The organism is Achromobacter sp. DH1f, from assembly GCF_000633435.1.
Lineage (GTDB): Bacteria > Pseudomonadota > Gammaproteobacteria > Burkholderiales > Burkholderiaceae_B > Achromobacter > Achromobacter deleyi.
Genome location: NZ_AYMF01000006.1, coordinates 1 through 21734, shown reverse-complemented (window position 1 = coordinate 21734; position 21734 = coordinate 1). Strand labels below are relative to the sequence as shown.

General features: G+C 63.8%; 18 protein-coding genes. 9 read left to right on the top strand and 9 right to left on the bottom strand.

Annotated elements, in window-relative coordinates:
- Positions 1–11 precede the first annotated feature (11 nt).
- The 3 genes from U858_RS34185 to U858_RS0102780 all read left to right on the top strand — a co-directional run bounded on the left by U858_RS34185 (position 12) and on the right by U858_RS0102780 (position 2261).
- Complete coding sequence (locus tag U858_RS34185; RefSeq protein ID WP_081821529.1) at positions 12–884, top strand: 4'-phosphopantetheinyl transferase; 873 nt, start codon at positions 12–14, stop codon at positions 882–884.
- Between the two features lie 214 nt (positions 885–1098).
- A complete protein-coding gene (locus U858_RS0102785; protein WP_025135669.1) occupies positions 1099–1503 on the top strand; it encodes a DUF4168 domain-containing protein in 405 nt (134 codons plus the stop codon).
- 62 nt (positions 1504–1565) lie between these two features.
- A complete protein-coding gene (locus U858_RS0102780; RefSeq protein WP_025135668.1) occupies positions 1566–2261 on the top strand; it encodes a glutathione S-transferase family protein in 696 nt (231 codons plus the stop codon).
- A 66-nt stretch (positions 2262–2327) separates the two neighbouring features.
- On the opposite strand, the gene U858_RS0102775 is transcribed toward U858_RS0102780, so the two are convergent.
- Complete coding sequence (locus U858_RS0102775) at positions 2328–3089, bottom strand: ABC transporter permease (protein ID WP_025135667.1); 762 nt, start codon at positions 3087–3089, stop codon at positions 2328–2330.
- Entirely contained in the window at positions 3086–4009 is a 924-nt protein-coding gene (locus U858_RS0102770) for an ABC transporter ATP-binding protein (RefSeq protein ID WP_025135666.1), read from the bottom strand. Before U858_RS0102770 ends, U858_RS0102775 begins: the two co-directional genes overlap by 4 nt.
- Positions 4010–4199: 190 nt before the next feature.
- Between U858_RS0102770 and U858_RS0102765 the strand changes: the two genes are divergently transcribed.
- The 6 genes from U858_RS0102765 (at position 4200) to cynS (ending at position 9576) form a co-directional block, all read left to right on the top strand.
- Positions 4200–5339: a PAS domain-containing sensor histidine kinase gene (locus U858_RS0102765; protein WP_025135665.1), complete on the top strand. Its 1140-nt coding sequence runs from the start codon at positions 4200–4202 to the stop codon at positions 5337–5339.
- Between the two features lie 12 nt (positions 5340–5351).
- Positions 5352–5990, top strand: a complete 639-nt coding sequence (locus U858_RS0102760) for a response regulator transcription factor (RefSeq protein ID WP_025135664.1) — start codon at positions 5352–5354, stop codon at positions 5988–5990.
- Between the two features lie 132 nt (positions 5991–6122).
- Positions 6123–7484 carry a CmpA/NrtA family ABC transporter substrate-binding protein gene (locus tag U858_RS0102755; RefSeq protein WP_025135663.1) on the top strand — a complete coding sequence of 454 codons (1362 nt, stop codon included), beginning with the start codon at positions 6123–6125 and terminating at the stop codon, positions 7482–7484.
- Positions 7484–8326 carry a nitrate ABC transporter permease gene (gene ntrB / locus U858_RS0102750; RefSeq protein WP_025135662.1) on the top strand — a complete coding sequence of 281 codons (843 nt, stop codon included), beginning with the start codon at positions 7484–7486 and terminating at the stop codon, positions 8324–8326. The genes U858_RS0102755 and ntrB overlap by 1 nt, the downstream gene beginning before the upstream one ends.
- 2 nt (positions 8327–8328) lie before the next feature.
- Entirely contained in the window at positions 8329–9123 is a 795-nt protein-coding gene (locus U858_RS0102745) for an ABC transporter ATP-binding protein (protein WP_025135661.1), read from the top strand.
- 9 nt (positions 9124–9132) lie between these two features.
- Positions 9133–9576 (top strand): cyanase, encoded by a 444-nt coding sequence (gene cynS / locus U858_RS0102740; protein ID WP_025135660.1) that lies wholly within the window; start codon positions 9133–9135, stop codon positions 9574–9576.
- A gap of 102 nt (positions 9577–9678) precedes the next feature.
- On the opposite strand, the gene pdxK is transcribed toward cynS, so the two are convergent.
- From pdxK to U858_RS34180, 7 genes are all read right to left on the bottom strand, one after another.
- Positions 9679–10542: a pyridoxine/pyridoxal/pyridoxamine kinase gene (pdxK, locus tag U858_RS0102735; RefSeq protein ID WP_025135659.1), complete on the bottom strand. Its 864-nt coding sequence runs from the start codon at positions 10540–10542 to the stop codon at positions 9679–9681.
- Between the two features lie 67 nt (positions 10543–10609).
- Positions 10610–10885 carry a colicin immunity domain-containing protein gene (locus tag U858_RS34655; RefSeq protein ID WP_081821528.1) on the bottom strand — a complete coding sequence of 92 codons (276 nt, stop codon included), beginning with the start codon at positions 10883–10885 and terminating at the stop codon, positions 10610–10612.
- A 67-nt stretch (positions 10886–10952) separates the two neighbouring features.
- Positions 10953–11300 (bottom strand): Imm8 family immunity protein, encoded by a 348-nt coding sequence (locus U858_RS34650; RefSeq protein WP_081821527.1) that lies wholly within the window; start codon positions 11298–11300, stop codon positions 10953–10955.
- 100 nt (positions 11301–11400) lie between these two features.
- The gene (locus U858_RS34645; protein WP_198529696.1) at positions 11401–11616 is read right to left on the bottom strand and encodes a hypothetical protein; all 216 of its coding nucleotides are present in this window, start codon (positions 11614–11616) and stop codon (positions 11401–11403) included.
- A gap of 163 nt (positions 11617–11779) precedes the next feature.
- Positions 11780–12199 carry a hypothetical protein gene (locus tag U858_RS35545; RefSeq protein ID WP_157838764.1) on the bottom strand — a complete coding sequence of 140 codons (420 nt, stop codon included), beginning with the start codon at positions 12197–12199 and terminating at the stop codon, positions 11780–11782.
- A 256-nt stretch (positions 12200–12455) separates the two neighbouring features.
- On the bottom strand, positions 12456–12941 hold the full coding sequence (locus tag U858_RS34640; protein ID WP_042884243.1) for a pentapeptide repeat-containing protein: 486 nt from the start codon (positions 12939–12941) through the stop codon (positions 12456–12458).
- The gene (locus U858_RS34180) at positions 12938–21733 is read right to left on the bottom strand and encodes a hemagglutinin repeat-containing protein (RefSeq protein WP_369797633.1); all 8796 of its coding nucleotides are present in this window, start codon (positions 21731–21733) and stop codon (positions 12938–12940) included. The genes U858_RS34640 and U858_RS34180 overlap by 4 nt, the downstream gene beginning before the upstream one ends.
- Position 21734 lies beyond the last annotated feature (1 nt).

The window sequence follows — 21734 nt, the reverse complement described above, 5'->3', positions numbered from 1 at the left end:
GGCCGGGCCTGATGGCCTATGATCGTGGCTGCGCGTCGCGGGCCGTCCAGATGGACTGGCGGCCTGGCGCGATTGCCCGCGCCATGACCCCTGGCGCATCGACTCCAGGGACCTCGGTGCATCGATTTTCCCCTGACCCCGACACCGTGAATCCGCTACCCGACGCCTACGCGCCTTTCGTCCTGACCGGCCGCATCGCCCAGCGCGTGCTGCGGCTGCCGGTGGAGGTTGGGCCGGCCTATGTCGGGGCAGCCCATGCTGGGGCGGCCTATGCTGAGGCGGCCAATATCGGGGCAGCCCATGCCGACGCCACCGGTGTTGCCCCCGCCCCTGCTGCCCAGCGCCGTCACGCCGAATACCAGGCCGGACGCGACCTGGCCGCCACGCTGCTGGCGGGGTTAGGCGCGCAGACCCTGCAAGTAGGCACCGACGCAGACCGCGCACCGGTCTGGCCCGACGGTTTCACAGGTTCGATCAGCCACAGCCGGCAGTTGCTGGCGGTGGCCGTGGGCCGCCACGAAGACACGCGCGGCCTGGGCATCGACCTGGAAGCCATCGCCAATGCCGACGAACGGGAAGCCATCGAGTCCGTCTGCATGGTGCCGGAAGAACACGCGCTGGTCGGCAATGCGCTGCCCCGCGCGGACTGGGCCACGCTGGTGTTCTCGGCCAAGGAAGCGTTCTACAAGTGCCAATTTCCGCTGACGCGCTGCCCGCTGGAATTCGGCGACCTGGCCGTGATGCACGCGGACGTATCCGCGCAGCGGCTGGTATTGCGCCTGCAACGCGACGCGGGGCCGGATTTCCGGCGCGGCCAGTCGTTTCATTGCGGCTATCGCTACGGCCAGGGACACGTGTACACGGCGGTGCAATTGGCGCCGTAAGGCCGCGCAGCCGACATCTGCCCTGCGATCCGCTTTCCTAATGTCACGAAGTTGCGGGCAAAACGTTTCCACGGCGCGCCCGGGGCGCTTCCCCCGTGCAGACCCCGCAGCACTGTGGTCCGCCGACACAGGAAAACACATTGCGAAACTTGAACCCTCCCGGGACCGGTTGTCATCATGGCCAGACACTTACCCGGAACCAGGAGGATTTTTTATGCAGCGTTCCAAGACCGCAATCCTATCGGCCGTGCTCGCGGCGGCCGCGTTGTCCGGTGCCCCTGCCCTGGCGCAAAACGCCCCGGCCACCCAGACCCCGCCACAGACTCAAGCCGCGCCCCCGGCCGTGCAGCCTTCCGACCAGCAATTGCAGCGCTTCGCGTCGGCGTCGCAGAAGGTGTCGGGCGTGGTGGACGAATACCGGCCCAAGGTCGAAGCCGCCAAGAGCGACGCGGCCAAGCAGAAGATCGTCCAGGAAGCCGACGCCAAGATGGTCAAGCTGGTGCAGGCCGACGGCCTGTCCGTCGAGGAATTCAACGGCATCGGCCGCGCCGTGCAGCAGGATCCGCAGCTCAAGCAGCGGCTGATGAGCATGGGCAAGGCCGGCGCAGCGGTGCAGTAAGTTCACGCGCCGTGGGGTTATCCTAGGCAGACCTTTCCCAGGACCGCCCAGGAGACCCCGCCTTGACCCCGGAACTCACCCTGTATGACCTGGCCGGCGCCGACCCGGCGCTGCGCTTTTCCCCGCATTGCTGGAAGACGCACATGGCGCTGGCGCACAAAGGCCTGACGGCCCGCACCGTGCCGTGGCGCTTCACTGAAAAAGACGCCATCGCGTTCTCCGGCCAGAAGCTGGTGCCGGTGCTTGTGCACGAGCAGCACGTGGTCAGCGATTCGTGGCAGATCGCCTGCTACCTGGAAGACACGTTTGCCGAACGCCCTTCGCTGTTCGGTGGCGATACGGGCCGCGCGCTCAGCCTGTTCATCAATGGCTGGTCCGACACCACGCTGGTGCCGGTGCTGGCGCGCCTGTTGCTGCCCGAGATCCACGGCCTGATCCGCGACGAAGACAAGGACTACTTCCGCACCACGCGCGAAAAGCGCTTCGGCCGCCTGGAAGACTTGCCGGCCGGCTATGCGGACCAGATCGCCGCCTTGCGCGCCGCGCTGCTGCCGCTGCGCCAGATGCTGGCGCGCCAGCCGTTCCTGGCGGGCGCGCAGCCGGCCTATGCGGACTACGCCGTGTTCGGCATGTTCATGTGGGCGCGCTGCACCAGCACGCTGGAACTGCTGGCCGAGGATGACCCCGTGCACGCCTGGCGCGAGCGCCTGCTGGACGCCCACGGCGGCCTGGCGCGCAATGCGCCGATGGCGGCCTGACAAAAAACGACGCGAAAAAAGCGGCGCAAAAAAAAAGCGCGGTCTCCTAGACCGCGCCCTGCCCCATCAGGTCTTCAGGCGGTAGCCCGTCTTGAAGATCCAGCGCACCGCGATCATGCACACCACCAGGAACACCAGCGTCATGCCGACGCTGACGCTGGCGCTGACGTCTGACACGCCGTAGAACGCCCAGCGAAAGCCGCTGACCAGGTAGACCACCGGGTTGAACAGCGTGGCGGTCTGCCAGAACGGCGGCAGCATCTTGATGGAATAGAAGGTGCCGCCCAGGAAGGTGAGCGGCGTGATGATCATGAGCGGGATGATCTGCAGTTTCTCGAAGCCGTCGGCCCAGATGCCGATGATGAAGCCGAACAGGCTGAAGGTGACGGCCGTGAGCACCAGAAAGCCCAGCATCCAGAACGGATGCACGATCTCGAACGAGACGAACAGCCGGGCCGTGGCCAGCATGATCAGCCCCAGGATGATGGACTTGCTGGCCGCCGCCCCCACGTAGCCGGCCACGATTTCCATGTAGGAGATCGGCGCGGAGTGGATCTCGTAGATGGTGCCGGAAAAGCGTGGCATGTAGATGCCGAACGAGGCGTTGGCGATGCTTTGCGTCAACAGCGACAGCATGATCATGCCGGGCACGATGTAGGCGCCGTAGCTGACCCCGTCGATGTCGACCATGTGCGAGCCGATGGCCGAACCGAACACCACGAAGTACAGCGACGTGGAAATCACCGGCGACAGCACGCTTTGCATCAGCGTGCGCCAGGCGCGGGCCATTTCAAACAGATAGATGGCGCGGATTGCGTAGAAATTCATGATTGGGCGGTCACCAGGCTGACGAAGATTTCCTCGAGCGAGCTTTCGGAAGAATTGAGGTCGGTGAATTCGATGCCGAGCTCGCTCAGGTGGCGCAGCAGGGCCGAGATTTCACCGCCGCCGTGGTTGTCGTAGGTGTAGACCAGCTTGTGGCCGTTGTCGGACAGGTCCAGCTGGAAGGCATCGAGCGCCGTGGGAATGCCCGGCAGCGGCGCCTTGAGCGTCAGGGTCAGGCGGCGCTTGCCCAGCTTGGCCATGAGCTCGTTCTTTTCTTCGACCAGGATGATCTCGCCCTTGCGGATCACGCCGATGCGGTCGGCCATTTCCTGGGCCTCTTCGATGTAGTGGGTGGTGAGGATGATGGTGACGCCGCTTTCGCGCAGGCGCCGCACCATTTCCCACATACCGCGCCGCAGTTCGACGTCGACGCCGGCGGTGGGCTCGTCCAGGAACAGGATCTTGGGTTCGTGCGACAGTGCCTTGGCGATCATGACACGGCGCTTCATGCCGCCGGACAGGGCCATGATGCGGCTGTCTTTCTTGTCCCACAGCGACAGGTCGCGCAGCACCTTTTCGATGTAGGCGGGGTTGGCCGGCTTGCCGAACAGGCCGCGGCTGAAGGTGACCGTGTTCCAGACGCTTTCGAAGGCGTCGGTGGAGATTTCCTGGGGCACCAGGCCGATGGCGGCGCGCGCCGCGCGATACTGCGACACGATGTCGTGGCCGTCGGCCAGCACCCGGCCTTCGGTCGGGTTGACGATGCCGCAGATGATGCTGATAAGGGTGGTCTTGCCCGCGCCGTTAGGCCCGAGCAGCGCGAAGATCTCGCCGCGCTGGATGTCCAGGTCGACGCTCTTGAGCGCCTGGAACCCCGAGGCGTACCGTTTGGATAGACCCTGTACTGAAATGACCGGCTGCACTCTGGCTCCCAGCGTGATGGACAACCCTGGATTTTACCCGTCCGGCCAGGCAGGCTTGTTCGCCCTGGCGGAACGGTGTGTTTGATAAACACGATAAACGGCCCGGGCTGCCTTACACTCGGTGCACACAAAAAAAGGGGTAAAAGCCCCGAACCAGGGGACCGGGCCGCCAGGCGCCCGGTGAATCGATATGTTCGCCGACCTGAAACACCTGTCGCACCATGCCGCCTGGCGGCGCCAGCTGGAAATGCTGCTGGAATCCGCCGGGGAAGGCATCTACGGCATCGACCTGCGCGGGCGCTGCATCTTCATCAACGGCGCGGGCGCGGCCATGCTGGGCTACACCCCGGACGAGGTGGTGGGGCGCAACATGCACTACCTGATCCACCATTCCCACGCCGACCGCACGCTGATGCCGGTGCACGACTGCCGCATCTTCAAGGCATTTCGCGACGGCCGCGGCGAACGGGTGGACGACGAGGTCCTGTGGCGGCGCGACGGCTCGTGCTTTGACGCCCAGTATGCGTCGTACCCCATCCGCAACGACGACGACGTGGTGGGCGCGGTGGTGACGTTTTCGGACATCACCGCGCGCAAACGCATCGAACGCGAGCTGCACGGCACCCAGGCGCTGCTCGAAGCCCGGGTGGCGGCGCGCACGGCCGAACTGAGCGCCGCGCACGAGTCGCTGCGCAGCCTGTCGTCGCACCTGAGCACGCTGCGCGAAGAAGAACGCGCCCATATCGCCCGCAACATCCACGACGACCTGGGCGCGTCGTTCACCGCCTTGCAGCTGGACCTGAACTGGCTGCGCCGGCAACTGGCCGCGCAGCCGCCGCTGCAAGCCCACCTGGACCGCATGCTGGACGTGACACAGACGGCCATGGACGCCACCCGCCGCATCCTGAACGACCTGCGCCCCGTGGTGCTGGACCACCTGGGCCTGTGGGCGGCGCTGGAAACCCTGCTGCAGGACCTGCAGGCGCGCAGCGGGCTGCAATGCCGCTACCTGTGCCCGCCCGACACCGAAAGCCGCCGCCTGGCCCCCGCCGCCGAAATCGCCGTCTACCGCATCGTGCAGGAACTGCTGACCAATGTGCAGCGCCACGCCCGGGCGCGCAGCGTCAGCGTCAGCGCCACCTGGGGCGAAGACGGCCTGCTGCTGGCCGTGGAAGACGACGGCGTGGGCATGCAATTGCCCGAAACGCGCCAGACCTTCGGCATTCTGGGCATGCGCGAACGGGCCCGCGCCATCGGCGGCGACCTGGTGCTGGACAGCGCCCCGGGTGCCGGCATGCGCGCCCGCCTGCGCCTGAACCCACCCGCCTGAGACCACGACGCCATGGCCCTGAACCTGCTGATCGTCGACGATCACCTCATCATCCGCCGCGGCCTGGCCCGCATCCTGCTGGAAGACCCGCGCGTCGGCCAGGTGGACGAGGCCGCCGACGCCCCGTCCGCCCTGCGCGCGCTGCGGCAAGGCCGCTACGACGCGCTGGTGCTGGACGTGGCGCTGGGCGAACGCGACGGCCTGGACGTGCTCAAGACCGTGCGCGCCGACTACCCCGGCCTGGGCGTGGTGATGCTGTCCGTGTACCCGGAATCCCAGTTCGCGGTGCGGGCGCTGCGGGCCGGCGCCCATGCCTACCTGAACAAGGGCTGCGACCCCGACGAATTGCTGGCCGCGCTGGTCAATGCCGCGGCCGGCAGAATGTACGTCACCCCCGCCGTGGCCGAACTGCTGGCGCACACGGTGCGCCAGGACAGCACCCGGCCGCCGCACGAACTGCTGTCCAACCGTGAATTCCAGGTGCTGCAACTGCTGGTGGCCGGCAAATCGGTATCGGCCATCGGCGAGCAGCTGGCGCTGTCGGTGAACACCATTTCGACCTACCGCGCCCGCATCTTCGAAAAGCTGGGCGTGCGCACACTGGTGGAACTGGTGGCCTACGCCAACACGCACCAGCTGGGTGCCCGCTGACGCGCCACGCACCGCCCTGGCGCAGGCTGCGCACCGTGTAGTGATCGCCCTACACGCATATGGTTGAACCGGCGATACCGGCCGCCCGCGGCCGGCGCCAAGATGAAGGCCTTCCCCATTCCGGAGGCTTCCATGTCCCTGTTCAGCAATCCGTTCGACCCCGGCAGCCGCCTGGCCTGCGGCTGCGGCCGCCATGCGTCCCAGGCCGAGCACGCGCGCGCCCAGGGCGGCGTGGCGCTGGACGCCGCCGCGGACAGCGCCGTGGAAAACGCAGTAATGCGCGCCCTGTTCCCGCAGGACGCGCTGCGCCGCCGCTTCCTGCGCGCTGTCGGCACCGGCACGGCCCTGGCCGCCGTCGCATCGCTGTTCCCGCTGGCCGCCGCCAAAGAAGCCTTTGCGCAAACGACCGGGCCGCTGGAGAAACAGAAGCTGAAAGTGGGCTTCATTCCCATCACCTGCGCCACGCCCATCATCATGGCGCACCCCATGGGCTTTTACGGCAAGCAGGGGCTGGACGTGGAAGTGGTGAAGACGGCCGGCTGGGCGCTGATCCGCGACAAGGCCATGTCCGGCGAGTACGACGCCGCCCACATGCTGTCGCCGATGCCGCTGGCCATTTCGCTGGGGGTAGGCGCCAGCCGCGCGGTGCCCTGGACCATGCCCGCCGTGGAAAACATCAACGGCCAGGCCATCACGCTGTCGATGAAGCACAAGGACCGGCGCGATCCGAAGGACTGGAAGGGCTTCAAGTTCGCCGTGCCGTTCGACTATTCGATGCACAACTACCTGTTGCGCTACTACCTGGCCGAGCACGGGCTGGACCCTGACACCGACGTGCAGATCCGCTCGGTGCCGCCGCCCGAGATGGTGGCCAACCTGCGGGCCGACAATATCGACGGCTTCCTGGCGCCGGACCCGGTCAACCAGCGCGCGGTGTACGACGGCGTGGGCTTCATCCACACGCTGTCCAAGGCGATCTGGGACGGCCATCCGTGCTGCGCGTTTTCGGCCAGCCGGGAATTCGTGACCACCCAGCCCAACACCTACCAGGCGCTGCTCAAGGCCATCATCGAGGCCACCGCCTACGCCCGCAACCCGGCGAACCGCAAGGAAATCGCCACCGCCATCGCCGCGCCCAACTATCTGAACCAGCCCGTCACCGTGGTCGAACAGGTGCTGACGGGCACCTACGCCGACGGCCTGGGCAAAGTGCTGACGGACCCGGCCCGCATCGATTTCGACCCGATGCCCTGGGGTTCGTTCGCCGTCTGGATCCTGACGCAGATGAAGCGCTGGGGCCAGATCAAGGGCGATATCGACTACCAGAAGGTCGCCAGCGAGGTGTTCCTGGCCACCGACGCGGTGCGCCTGATGCGCGAGGCCGGGCTGACCCCGCCCGCGCAAACCGACAAGGCGTTCAGCGTGATGGGCAAGCCCTTCGACCCCAGCCAGCCCGAGGCCTACCTGGCCGGCTTCAAGATCCGGAGAACCTGATGCGGGCCGTGCAACCCTGGCGGGCGACGTTCCTGTCCGTCGTGCTGTTCCTGGCGTTCCTGCTGCTGTGGCACGCCGCCACCCGCCCCGCGGCGGGCGCGGCGACGGTGGACCCGGCCTACGCCGCCCTGGTCGGCAACGCCGCGGCCAGCGGGTCGAAAACGCCCTTTCCCGGCCCGGCCGAGGTCGGCGCCAAGCTGTGGCAACACCTGCAGGACCCGTTCTACGACCGGGGCCCGAACGACAAGGGCATCGGCGTGCAGTTGGCGTATTCGGTAGCGCGGGTGCTGACGGGCTTTGGCCTGGCGGCGCTGGTGGCGATCCCGCTGGGATTCCTGATCGGCATGTCCAGGACCGTGTACCGCGCGTTCGACCCGTTCATCCAGGTGCTCAAGCCGATCTCGCCGCTGGCCTGGATGCCGCTGGCGCTCTACACCATCAAGGACGCCGACACGTCGGCCATCTTCGTGATCTTCATCTGCTCGCTCTGGCCCATGCTGGTCAACACCGCCTTCGGCGTGGGCGCGGTGCGGCAGGACTGGCTGAACGTGGCGCGCACGCTGGAAGTGACGCGGCTGCGCACCGCCCTGCAAGTGATCCTGCCCGCGGCCGCGCCGACCATCATGACGGGCATGCGCATTTCGGTCGGCATCGCCTGGCTGGTCATCGTGGCCGCCGAGATGCTGATCGGCGGCACCGGCATCGGCTACTTCGTGTGGAATGAATGGAACAACCTGTCGATTGCCAACATCATCTGCGCCATCCTGTTCATCGGGCTGATCGGCATGCTGCTGGACACCCTGCTGGCGCGCGCCGCGCGGCTGGTCAGCTACCGGGAATGAGCATGAGCGCCCCTTTCCTGCAAGTCCAGGCGCTGGCCAAGCGCTACCCGGGACGCCACGGCCAGCCCGCCGCGCCGGTGTTCGAGCACATCGACTTCGGCATCGAACAAGGCCAGTTCGTCTGCGTAATCGGCCATTCCGGCTGCGGCAAGACCACCATCCTGAACATCCTGGCGGGCATCGACGAGGCCAGTGAAGGCGTGGTCATCATGGACGGCCGCGAGATCGCCGGGCCGTCGCTGGCGCGCGGCGTCGTGTTCCAGGCGCACGCCCTCCTGCCGTGGCTGACCGCGTTGCAGAACGTGGAATTCGGCGTGCGTTCGCGCTGGCCGGCCTATCGTCGCGAGCAGGTGCGCGAGCACAGCCTGCGCTACCTGGCCATGGTGGGCCTGGCGCATGCCGCCGACAAGAAACCGTGCGAACTGTCGGGCGGCATGAAGCAGCGCGTGGGCATCGCCCGGGCCTTTGCCATCCAGCCGCGGATGCTGCTGCTGGACGAGCCCTTCGGCGCGCTGGACGCCCTGACCCGCGGCACCATCCAGGACGAACTGCGCGCCATCGTCCAGGAAACCCGCCAGACCGTCTTCATGATCACGCACGACGTGGACGAAGCCATTTTGCTGTCCGACCGCATCCTGCTGATGAGCGCGGGGCCGTATGCCCGCATCGCCGAATCCGTCGACGTGGACCTGCCGCGCGGCCGGACCCGCGCGAGCCTGCACCACGAGCCGCGCTACTACGAAATTCGCAACCATCTCGTCGACTTCCTGGTCGACAAGGCTTCCCACAAGGAGTGAACCCCCATGATGTCCCGCGCCGAAGTCACCGAACTGGTCGTTACCCGCCGCCTGGAAAAAAAGCTGTCCTGGGCCGCCATTGCCGAGGCCGTCGGCCAGAGCAAGGAATGGACCACGGCCGCGCTGCTGGGCCAGATGACGCTGACCGAAGAACAGGCCCTGGCCGCGGCCCGCGTGCTGGACCTGCCGGCCGATGCCGTGGTGCAGCTGCAGGTGGTGCCCTACAAAGGGTCCCTGCCCACCACCGTGCCGACCGACCCGCTGATCTACCGCTTCTACGAGCTGATCAACGTCTACGGCACCACCTTCAAGGCGCTGATCAATGAAGAGTTCGGCGACGGCATCATGAGCGCCATCGACTTCAAGATGGACCTGACACGCGAAGCCGACCCCAAGGGCGACCGGGTGCAGATCGTGATGAGCGGCAAGTTCCTGCCATACAAGACGTATTGAGCAGGACGGGCCCGCATGGCGCGGCCCCGGGTCCGCAAGTGCGGGTGGCGTCCCCGGGCGGCAAGGACTGCTGGCGTTCCCAGCCCGCAAGGACCGCGGGCGTCAGCCTTCGATCGCCAGCTCTTCCCAGCCCAGTTCGCGGGTACGCGTCAGCGCGTCGGTCACCACCGCGGTGGCCGCCCGTGCCGCCTCTTGCAGCGCGTCGCCGGCCAGCAACCGGGCGGTGATGGCGGCCATGAAGACATCGCCCGTGCCGTGCACCGACGGCGGGATAGCGATCTCGGGGTGGGTCAGTACGATGCAGTCGGCGTCAGTCACCACGGCCAATTGCAAGCTGCCGGGTGCGGCCGCCATCGGCGCGGCGCTGGTCACGACAATCCATTGCGGACCCTCGGCGATCAATTCGCGCGCGGCCGCCGCCACCTCATCAATAGAAGACAGCGGCCGGCCCACCATCTGTTCCAGCTCGAAATGGTTGGGCGTCATGCCGTCGGCGTGCGGCACCAGCTTCTTGCGGTACTGCGCCACCAGGCCGGAATCCACGTACAGGCCATCATTGCGGTCACCCATGACCGGATCGATATGCACCCGCAGATCAGGCCGGGCCGCCCGCAGCGCCGGCAACCACTCGGCCAACAGATCGGCCTGGCCCGGCTGGCCCAGGTAACCGCAGACCACGGCGCGCGCCACCTGCGTGACGCCGCGCTCGTCCAGCCCCTTGAGCAGGCCCTGAAACCAGTCCAGCGGCACGGCGCCGCCGTGCAGGGTGGGATAGTGCGGCGTGTTGCTGAGAATGACCGTGGGCACGGCAATGGCTCGCAGCCCCGCCCGGCGAAACACCGGCATGGCGGCGTTGTTGCCGACGTAGCCGTACACGACCTGGGATTGAATGGAAATGACGTCCACCCGCGCGGTCACGGCGGGCAGCGCTGCGCCGGCGGTCGGGGCAGCGGGAATGGCGGTCATACGGTGGGCTCCTGGCGGAATCGGGGTCGTCGGCCGGCGACATGCCGGGGGTGCGACGGAGTGGCCCCTATTCTAGGCCACACACCTTCTGCACCCCTCTTGCGACTTCGGCGCGAAGCCTGTCTTCATCAAACTCATGTTCTTCCCGCAATTCCGCTGGGTAGTACATATCTGCGGCACAGAAAATGCTGGATAAACATTCGCTCAACGCAGGTGCGTCGTGGAAAAGCAGATCGTTATCCCTCTCGATTCGCCACAGCTCGATATACGCTTCAGAAAAAACTGAAGCTGTCAGTCTTCCCGACAGGAAGGATTTTTGGAAGTTTAAGAGAGTCTGCCACATTATTTTTGGCTAGCTCTGTCTGACACCCTGTTTTTTTGCACGGGCAAGACGGCGCCTTATTTTTTACTTATATATCAAATTCCCACGAGAAGTACCTACTGAGCGCTGCCATACTCTCGGCGCCACTATCTCGAGCAGACTGCATTATGATTTCCTCAATTTTTTTCTTGACCACATCAAAACAGAACTCTTCGACAATCAACAGATTTCGTGGAACCACAACCTGCCGAATAGATACTTGATGAGCAAGCCAGGTTGGAGTGCAAATGCCCACCTGAAAAAAATCCCCGCCGTCCTCATCCGGAAATCCTATTGAAAGGTCCAACCACAAACAAAAGTTCTTTGGATGATCAGGAACAAATGAATTCAAGGACTCGTTACCAAACCCAAGGTACTTCAGGGCCAGTACTTTCATTTTTTAAAAAATCGATTTTTTGACACATTCATCATATCGCCCGATTACACCAAGATGCTACGAAGAGGCCCACACATCTTTTCATCTTGGAGAAGCATTGTCATTGATCAACAGCGCCTTCTGTACTGCCCATTGCCAATCCTCCCAGGCCCCGGGGATCTGCAGGCCCATTACCTTGGGTTATCTCCCAAGAAAGAGAACTAAGTAAACCACCGATTTCGTCTGCTCCTGTTCTTTCATATTCTCTCTCTAGAAAATAGAACATTGCACGATATGCCTGTTCGCTATTCAGCATTCTTTCTTGCATCATTTCCATCCCAGTTTGCGGTGAAAAGCAAGGAGTCAGACTCTGAGATCCCCCCACGAATTTCCCGGAAAACCTATTTCAAATCAGGCCAAAAACGTAGTCTGATCCCTTATTTTCATTTAGAAAGCTCGCTCATCTGTGCTTCGGTGTACTAAAAACACGCTCACTTCTTTTAAGGAACAGTCAATGGAAACATTCCAAGAATATTTCTTAGAGAAAAATGAGCATTCCCGGCTGGCGTCCAGAATTCACTTTTATCCCTACCCGCACGAATGATATTCGCATGGATTTTTAATTCATTCGGAGGCAGGATTTTATTGTTTACTGTCACCACCTCCCCGAGTTCATCGAGACTCACCGAAGACAATACTTCATCAAGTCGACCAACCAAATATTGATCAGTAAGCACCGTCCAAACGTAATCGTTCAGAAAAAAAACATATAACGGAGCACCATGCCCTGCCGTAGCCTCGAGAATTTCCTTCGCGCATTGTTTCTTTGACAGCACGAAATTCGACCATGCGTAGTCCTCCAGGTGAAGTTTCCCCGCTCGCCAGAGAATTCTATTTTTGTACCATTCTGTCTTTTTCATTATTTTTTCACTGGAAACGTAATGATGTAATCACCGGACGTCCCGACATTAGATTTAACGATACCCCCATAAAGGGGCCTTCCGCTTTGAGCGAATTTCTGTAGAAGTGCGTCAAGTTTAGGGTTGGCGAGATACCCAGAATTTACCTCAACAGAAGTTGCTCCCAATAAAATAAGGTGTCAGACTACGTTTTTTAGTCTGACACCTTATTCGCTAAACGCTTGACCGGCAAGACGGTATCTTAGTTTTAGACATCTTATCTTTTATAGATAAGTGCCCCTTTGGAGACAGGATCAAACCCATGCGGCCAAACAGTTTTATGATTATAGATAGCCCCATCCAACCTGACACCATCCATTCGACCGACCAGAAAATCAGCATCAGAAAGGTTGGAATTTCTAAAGTCCGCACAATAAACGTCTGCGCCAGAAAAACATACATCCGTCAAATTTGATTCAGAAAAATCAGCATATGCCGCCATTGCTCGGGAAAAACTAGAGCAAGCCAAATCCGCCCGACGAAAATCCGCATTCATTAGAGCGGCCCCGTCCAACTTTGCTCTATTCATTTTCGTCGAGTAAAAGATAGCACTTCTCAAATCAGCCCCTCGAAAATCCGCTTCAGTTAAATTTTCACTCTCAAAGATCGCTCGATGCAGAGAAGCATTTCGCATATCTATTCCAATGAGACTCTCGCGATCAATTTCAAGGACATCCCCCGTTCCAAAATTCAAAATAATCATTCTTTCCTCCAATCAACTGTATCCACGCCAATCCCCGAGACCGTTGATATCTTATTTCTTTGACTTGAAGCCATCACACCGGGTTCTACATCAACGCTCATACCTAAAATTTTTGCTGCAATATATCGATGATTTCCCTCAACTATGACGTTTCCGTCCATCTTAATCGCTGGAGCCCTTTCTCCAGCCAATAGCTTATCTACGTACCGCTGAATCACTGGTAGAGACACGCCGGACTGAAGCGTCTGCACTTGGTCATCCCGCAAGACACTTTCAATGAGACCTGCAGTTACCTCCGCTCCTCGAGTGACGGAGGGTTCGTCATTTTTTTTATTGAATATCACCACCGGCCCTTGCGGCACCGGCAAAGGCGTAACACTTCCGCCTTGATAATTATTCGTATCCGCCTGCAGCCCCGGCGTCCCCAAGTCCCCCTGATCAATCTCATACCCAGGCGTCCGCCCCGGATACTGCGAATCTCCCGGGTATCCCGGCACACTCGTGTTGCCCCCAGGCGGCACGGCCGGCGTCACCAGTGGCCCTGTAGCCTCTTCTGGTCCGCTGTCCACCCCGAATAGCGCGCTCCAAGCCCGAGTCAGCTGCAAAGCTATGTTCTCGATGGGACTCAATTCGTATCCCGTACCCGAACCCGGCAACCGCGACCCACTATTCCCGGGCCGCGTTCCTCGTCCGCCCGCTCCTGCAATCGCACCTCCAGACGCAGCCATCCCGGCCCCCGGCAGGGCGAGTTGGTTGTTCTCCAACTCCAGCCGCGCCGCATCATTGACCGCCGCTACCGCCTTGGGGTCCAGCACCGCAGTCATTCCGGCCAGCAGGTTGGTCACCAGATTGATACGGGCTTCCCGCTCGATGGGATCGAGCTTGCTGGCGGGTTTGCCAAATGCTTGATCCATGAGCTGGCTGACGACGATGCCTGCCGAGGCGCCTGCGGCACCGCCACCGCAACCTGTGCTTTTGGATGCGGCGCCCGCGCATCCCAGCAGCGCGTGCAGGGCGATGTGTCCGGCCGAGCCTTCGCCGCCCAGCAGCGGGGCGATCTCCTTGATCTTGGCCGCACCCAGACCTTGCAGATAGTTCACGGCCGCCGCTTGCACGAACTCGCCTGCGCCGCCGGTCACGTTTCCGCTGGTTGCCAAGGTCACGGCTGTCAGCACTTGCCGGTAGGCACCGCCTGGAGCCCAAAGCTTGGCCTCTTCGTACTGAGCGCGTAGCTGCTCCTTTCGGATACCCTCCGGTTCGTTGTCCAAGGCCTGTTTCAGCGCCTTTGCCTGCGCCGCTCGATTCGCCAGGAACGTCCCCGTCTCCTGCGCCAAGGTCTTGGTCACCTCGAACCCCGCCCGGATCTCCTTCTCGTCAAAGATCCGATCCAGCGCGTTGAGCGTGCCTTTGGTATCCCGGTTCAACGCAGCAATCGCTTCCGCCGCGGTCTGCCCCGTCAACGCTTGCTGCCCCGCCTCATCCCGAATGACGATGGTGCCGCCGCTGATGGCGCTCTTTGTGGTGGAGCTGGCCTCACCATTGGCCCCCATCGCAATGGGCACGTTGGCACTGATGCCCTCGAAGCTGGGCAGCGTGGAACCCGGCGTGGCCTTGCTGCCGCCGGCGACGTTGCCCTGGTTGTCGGTGCCGATCGCGCTTGGGGTCGTGCCGCCTTGATTACTGTTGCCAGCGCCTTTAACGCCTTCTTTGCCACCGCCCTTGCCGCCAGCTGCGCCGCCGCCGAAGTTGAAACCTCCCCCAAGCTGTATCGACTGCCCTTCATAGCTGGCGCGGTTTTCAATGTCGCGGCTGGTCAGGGTGCCGGTGATCAGCACGTTCTTGCCGTCCGCCACCGCCTTGTCGCTGCTGGCGATGACGCCGCCGATCAAGCCCGTGTTCTTGCCCACGTTCAGCTGGAAGCCGCCATCGCCGGCCCACATGCCGGTCTGCTCGGTGACGCTGGCGTATTGGCTGTTGATCTTGGTCTGGCCGTAGTTGCCGCTGACGCTGCTGGCGCCGTAGCAGATCGGCGGTATGCACAGGCTGACCTGCACGCCGCCGCTGCGGTCGCGCGCCGCATAGTTGCTGATGTCTTGCAGGCTCTCGATGACGAGGTTGCCGCCGACCGTCGCCACGATCTGCGCCGCGCGGGCCTGGGCGCCGCGCAGCACGGCGTCGCCGCCCGAGTTGATCGTGAGCCGGTTGCCGGCCACCACGTGCGTGTTGGTCCAGCTGCTGTCCTGGCCGTTTCCCTTGCTGGTGCTGCCCCCTGCCCCGACGTTGATGGCAAAGCCATTCTGGCTGCCGCCCACCGCCAAACCCACGCCGATGCTGGCGTTGCGGCTGGTGCCGTCGCTCTTCTGGCCGGACGTGTTTTGCTGGGCGGTGAGCAGGATGTCGCCCTGGGCGTTCAGCAATACGTTGCGGCCCGCAGTCAGGTTCGAGCCGGAGACCGTGATGTTGGACTGGGCGCCCTTGCCGGCCGCAATGATGATCAGGTCGCGGTTGGCGGTGACGGCTGATCCGCTGGCGGTGCGGCTTTCGCCGGTGCGGGCCTGGCTGGAACTACTGGCGCCGACGTCCACATTGACGCTGATGCCTCCCATCTGCGCGGGATTTTTGGCCACCGCGTCGTAGAGGTTCTTGGCCGCCAAGCCCGCGGCCACGGCGGCCACTGCCTGGATTCTGCCGTTGTTGGTGTCTTGGGCGGCATGGCGCATGCGGTCGATGGTTTCCACCGCCTTGATGACCGGACTGTTGACGCTGGTCGTGACCGCGATCTGGCTGGTCTTCTGGAAATCGCGATACGCAGACGTATCGAAGCTGCCGTCGATGGTGACGGTCTGACCGCCCAAGAGCACATCGCGGTTGGCGCGAATGTCGCTGCCGCGAATCAGCAGGTCTTGCTTGGCGACCATCGACACATCGCCCTGACGGCTGACGATGGTGCTGCCTGCACCGCTGGTCGTTTTGCTGTTCTCGGCCAGCGTGCCGCTGGACTTGCGAATGCCGGTGGTTGCGCCGCCGACTTCGTCGCTCAGGTCCCCGACGCTTTTGCTGCGGTGGCTGCTGGTGTGGTCGCGCGTCGCCGTGCCGGTGTCGATGACAATCGACCCCCTATTGGCAGCAAGCCCCACGTTCTTGACGGCGTCGATGGCCGATCCGGCAATGCGGATGTCGCCATCGCGGCTGTTCATGTAGACGGTGTTGCCGGTAATCAGCGATGCCGTCTGCCAGGTGCCCGTGGCCGTTTCGCGGGTGGTGGAGGTCTGGGCGCCGAAGGGGAACGTCTTGACGCCGCTGGCGTTGGGGCCGCCGTCGATGGCGCGGCCCATGTCGCCCAGGCTCATGCTGCCGACCGAGATGCTGGTGCTTTTGCTGTCGTTCTGGCTGACTTCGCGGTATTGGTTCTGCGCACCTGCCACCGTGATGTCGCGTTTCGCATCGAGCACCACGCCGCCTTGGGCGCGCAAATTGGAGCCGACCAGGGCAATATCGCCGTCGACCGCGCGCCCGGCGGCGTCCCTGGCGCCGCTGCCCGTGGCGCGGATGAGAATGTCGCCGGCTGCGCTCAGGTCCGAGCCGCTGCTGACCTGGCTGAACGTATCTCGCGAACCGCTGCTCTTGCTGCTGCTGAAATTAAGCGTCACGCCCGGCGTGGTGACGCCGCTGTGGGCCAGTTCCTGGACCTTGGCCTTTGCCGAACCGGCGTTGGACAGGTTTTTGAAGGTGTCTACCGGCGTGCCGACCAGCTTCACGCCAAAACTGCTTTGCTTATTGGCGTAGTCGCTGTGCGTTGTCTCCGTATCGCGGCCGGCCAGGATAGCGACGTTCTGCGCTTGAATGTCGATGTTGCCGGTCCTGCCGGTCACATCGCCCGCCACCTTGCCGGCGACGATGTCGCTGCCCACGATGCTGGCATTGCGGCCCGCGGTCAGGATGACGTTGCCGCCGATCGTGCCGAGCAGGCTGCGCGCGTCGCTTTGCGTGGCGCCGTCCACGCGCTGGTTGGACTTGCTGTCGCTGCGCCCATAGGAGATGCCCATGCCGCCCACGGAGAAGCCGCTTTTCTTCTCGCGGCGGTAGTGGTCTTCGGCGTAGGTGTTCACCCCCGCTTGCACGGTCAGATCGCGTTCGGCGTCCAGCACGATGTCTTTGGAAGCCACGACCTGCACACCCGTCATGCGGATGTCGCGCCCACCGCCGACCAGCACGCTTTCACCGGACAGCTGGGTGCCTTGGGCGGTGGTGGACGCACTGCTGTCCTTGGTGTGCGTGGACCGGCTGGATAGGAAACCCTTTTGCTTGATGTAGGTTTCGTTATAGGTGGCGCTGGAGGCCTGGCCCGCCGACAGGTTGACGTCACGCTCGGCCATGATGGCCAGTTGCTTGTCCGAGACCAGTTGCGAAGCGCGCATGGACACGTCGCGGCCGGCGGTCAACGCCAGATTGCCGCCTGCGTTGATGGCGGTGCCGGCCTCTTGCGACGTTCGCATCTGCGCCGCGTTTTTCTTGCCATATTGGTAGGACTCTGCGTAACGCTCTTCAGACGTTGTCAGGTTGACGTCACGGCCAGCCAGGATGTCGGCATCGCCCGTCGCGCTGATAGCCGCGGCCTGCGCGTTGAAGTCCCGGCCCGCCTGGGCGTTCAAGGTTCCCGCATCAATCCGCGCCACGCCATCGATACGCGTACTGCTCACCCCGCCGCTGGCGTTGGTCTGGGTGCTGGATATCAGGTTGATGTCACGCGTGGCGTTCAGCGCGACCGATTCGCCCTTGAGCAGCCCGGCCAGGTTGTCGATGTCGTTGCGGGCCGTCAGGTTGACGGTCTTGGCCTGGATCGCGCCGACGCTGTTGCGCACGTTCTGCGCGTTGACGACCAGCGCGTTGCGCGCGCCCACGGTGCCGCTGTTGTTGAGGTCGCCCGTGGTGTTGATCTGCGTTGCACGGCCCGCGATGAGCGTGCCGTCGCCGCGCAGGTCGCCCGGTTTGACGGCCAGGTAGACCTGCGGGGCCAGCACCTTCTGTTGCGTGCCATCGGGCAGCGTGACGGTCTGCTCGACCAGCCAGACGATGTCGCCAGTCAGGTGGCGCATCTGGTCTTGCGTCAAGGCGGTGCCGATGGTCAGGCCGAAGTTGCCGGCAAATTCGGCGCCCGCAGCAAGCAGCGCCTTGTACTGGGTTTCGTTATCGGTGTAGTCGCCTACGAAGCGCTGGCCGCTGGCCAGCATGATCTGCTCGGCCACCAGCTTTTGCTCATAGAAGCCGTCACCCAGGCGCTTGAGGAGGTAGCTGCTGTTCTGGTTGAGCTGGCGCAGCAGGGTGTCGCTGGACGTGATGGTGCGCGAGCCCAGGAACTGGCGGTCGGTGGCGATCAGGGTGGGTGCGTCCGGGGCCGACATCACGCGGTACAGCGCGCTGGTCGGCAGGACGGGCGGCAGCGTGGGCACGCGGATGACGAACTTGCCGGGCGTGGCAAATTCGATCAGCTGGGCCGGCGCCAAGGGGTTGGTGATGCCGCTGGCGTCAGGCCTTGCGTTGCCGGTGGCCGGTGGCGCGGTGTTGCCGGTGGCGCTGGCCACGGCCAGCTCGAAGCGTTCGGCGGCCACGACGTCTTCGTAGGGAGTTCGGCTTTCCTTGCGGCCGCCGCCTTTGACGATGGTGCGTACCTCGATGCCTTTGCGTGCAATGCGGCGTTCGCCTTCGGCCCCGATGTTGTTGACTGACGGGCCGTCTACCGACAGCGTGGCGCCGGCGATGATGCGGCTCTTGTCGTTGATGACGGCGCCCGTGAAACGGGCGTTGCCGCCGGCAATGATCCGGGCCGGGTCCGTGGATACCGTGCGGCTTTCCGAGACGACTTCGTCGACCTTGTAGTAGAAGAAGTTCTTGACCAGCCGGCGATTGAAATCGGCGTTGAAGGCGTAGATCTTGCCTTCCAGTTCCCGATGGCGCGCTTCGTTGGTGGCCAGGGCCTGATCGCGTTCAGGCGTAGAGAACTGGCAGGTCTGGTTGATGTTGCACTTGACCTCGACCAGGGGCGGCACCTGGACGGGATCGGCCACGCCGAAAACGCGCCAGACGCCGTCGCCGGCCTTGTAGCGAGGGCCACCCGGCTGGTAGCCGCAATCTTCGCCACCGGGCCCGCACACATACGGATCGGGCAAGTAGGCAGGCGGAATGGGCGCATCCCTGCCTTCCCTGCCTCGCACGTCTTGCACGTAGTCAAAGGGCGGGCCGTAGCGCGCCTCGGGATACTGATCCGACGGCAGCAACAGACGGCGCTCGGAATCGTCTTCCAGGAAGACTTCCGGGTCCTTGCCGCACGCGGTGGTGACGGCGTCGCACAGCCATAGCTTGTCGCCGTCCATCAGTTCGGTGGCGTTTTCCAGGCGGTAGTACAGCTTTTTGGTGACTGGAGAGTCGACCTTGCTGCTGACGTAGTGCGGGTTCAGATTCTGGATGCTGGCCGCCGCGATGTCGGCGTTGCGTTCGGCTTCGATGGTGGCCGATTCGTTGGACAGCGATTGCGCCTGCCCGATCGCCTTGCCCGTGGCATCCAGGGCGCCGCCGATGCGCAGGTCTGCGCCGGCATAGATCAAGGCGTGTTCACGGTTGGTGAGCGTGCCGACGCCCAGGTCCAGGTCGCCACGCGAGGCGATGACGGCGTTGGGGTCGTTGATGAGCGTCGGCGTCTGGATGCCGATGCGGTCGCCGTAAATGCGGCCGGTGTTGGTCAGGCTGCCAGCGGTGATGCGGGTGTAGCCGCCGTCGATGAGGCCGGCATTGGTCAGCTGGCCGCTGATGACCAGGGTGTTGTTGCGCAGGGCGATCAGTTCGCCGGTGGCGCGGTTGGTCAGCGTGTTGGCGGTGATCGTCAGGTCTTGGCCCGCGTGGAGCTTGCCGTCGTTGTCCAGGTTGTCGGTGGTCAGTTCCAGGGAATTGCCGGCCGTCATCGCGCCGCTGCCGTTGGTCAGACGGTTGACCGCGAGCTTGGCGTTGGCGTCGGACGAGACGTTGCCTGACGTGTTGTCGAGTGTGCCGGTGGCAACGCCCAAGTCCTGGCCCGCACCGATGCGGCCGGATTGGTTGTCGATGGCGCTTGCATTGACCGTGACCTGCTTGCCCATCACGCCCAAGGCGTTCGTCGACGTGGGCATAGCGGCGGCTTTGGCAGAAGTCCCTGATGGGGTCGGCGTTCCTGCCTGGGCCCACGATTCCACGTTGGCCGACATTGCTGCCCCCGCACCCGCCAGACCATTGGCGAGCGTGTCGCGGTTGTTCAGGCTGCCGGCCTTCAGGGCCACGAGGTTGTCGGCCTGGATCAGGCCGGCGCGGTTGTCGAGCAGGCCTTGGGTATTGAGTGTCAGGTTGCCTGTGGCAATGAGGCCGCGGGTGTTGGACAGGGTTTGCGCGTTCAGCGTGGCCTGGCCTTGTGCGGCGACGGTGCCGCCGGTGTTGTCCAGATTGCCACTGGCGTTCAGGTCCAGCGCCCCGCCGCTGACGACTTTTCCGGCTGTGTTGGACAGGCTTGCGGCATTGACGTCGACCGAACCGCCGTACAGGCCACCGCCCTGGTTCTGCAAGGCGCCTGTATTGGTGACCGTAAGCTTGCCGTCCGCCTGCGCCACGCCATTGCGGTTGTCCAGGCTGGCCGCCTGGATATCGGCCGTGCCGCCAAAGAGCTTGCCGCCCTGATTGCTCAAGGCGCCGGCCGTTTCCACGCGCAGCGCGCCGTTGGCTTGGACGGAACCGCCCTGGTTGTTGATGCCGGCGGGTCCGCGCAGCGCGACGCTGTCGCCCGAGACGACGCCGCCTGCGGCGTTGATGATGGATTGACCGGTGATGGCAACCGAGCCGGTGCCCGCCAGGGTGCCGGCAGAGTTGTCGACCGCGCCTGCGACATTGACCGTCAAGGCTCCGCCACTGGTGAGCTTGCCGCCGGTGTTGTCCAGGCTGGAAGCACGCAGCAGCACCGAGCCGCCGTACACCGAACCGGCGCGGTTGGTGATTGCACCGTTGGCATCCAACGTCAGTGCACCGCCCGCGACGAATTTTCCGCCCGACAGACCCAGCGCATCGGCCGTGACCGTCGCGTTGCCGCCGGCCATCAATGTGCCGGCATTCTGCAGGTTATTGACCTGTACGCTCAGCGCGCCCAAGGGGCTGATGGAACCATCGGCCTGCAGGCCTGCGGTAAAGGCACCGCGGTTATCCAGTTGCCGTGCCACGACAGTGGCGTTGCCCGCCGAGGACACGGCGCCGGTGTTGGTGACCGAGCCGGGCGCGTTGAGCGCCAACGCGCCGCCCGCCGTGACGGTACCGTCGTTGACGATGTCGCGTCCGCTTTGCACCGACAGGTCAGTGGCGGCCTGCATGCGGCCAGACGGCAGAATCTTGACGTCGCCATTGGCGCTGACGGTCAGCGTGCCGGTCAGCGCAGTCAGGTTGCCGCCGATGTTCACGCCGACGCCCGCTTCGGTGCCGATCAGCCGGATGCTGTTGGCGTACATACCGCCCAAGGCCGCCACATCGATCGAGACACCCGTGGTGCCACCCACGCCGGACAGGGCCGAGACGTCGACACCGTCATACCCGACGCGGGCCGGCCCGGCCACCACGTTCAGGCGGTCCGCCCAGACCTGGGCGTTCAGTTCCAGCGTGCGCGCCAGCAGATCCAGTTGGCTCAGGTTGGCGCCGTACAGACCCGCGCCTTCGATGGCCAAGTGCCCACTGGCGATATCAAAGCCCAGCGCACCGTCCGGCCCAATGACCGGCTTGCCGGTAGTCAGC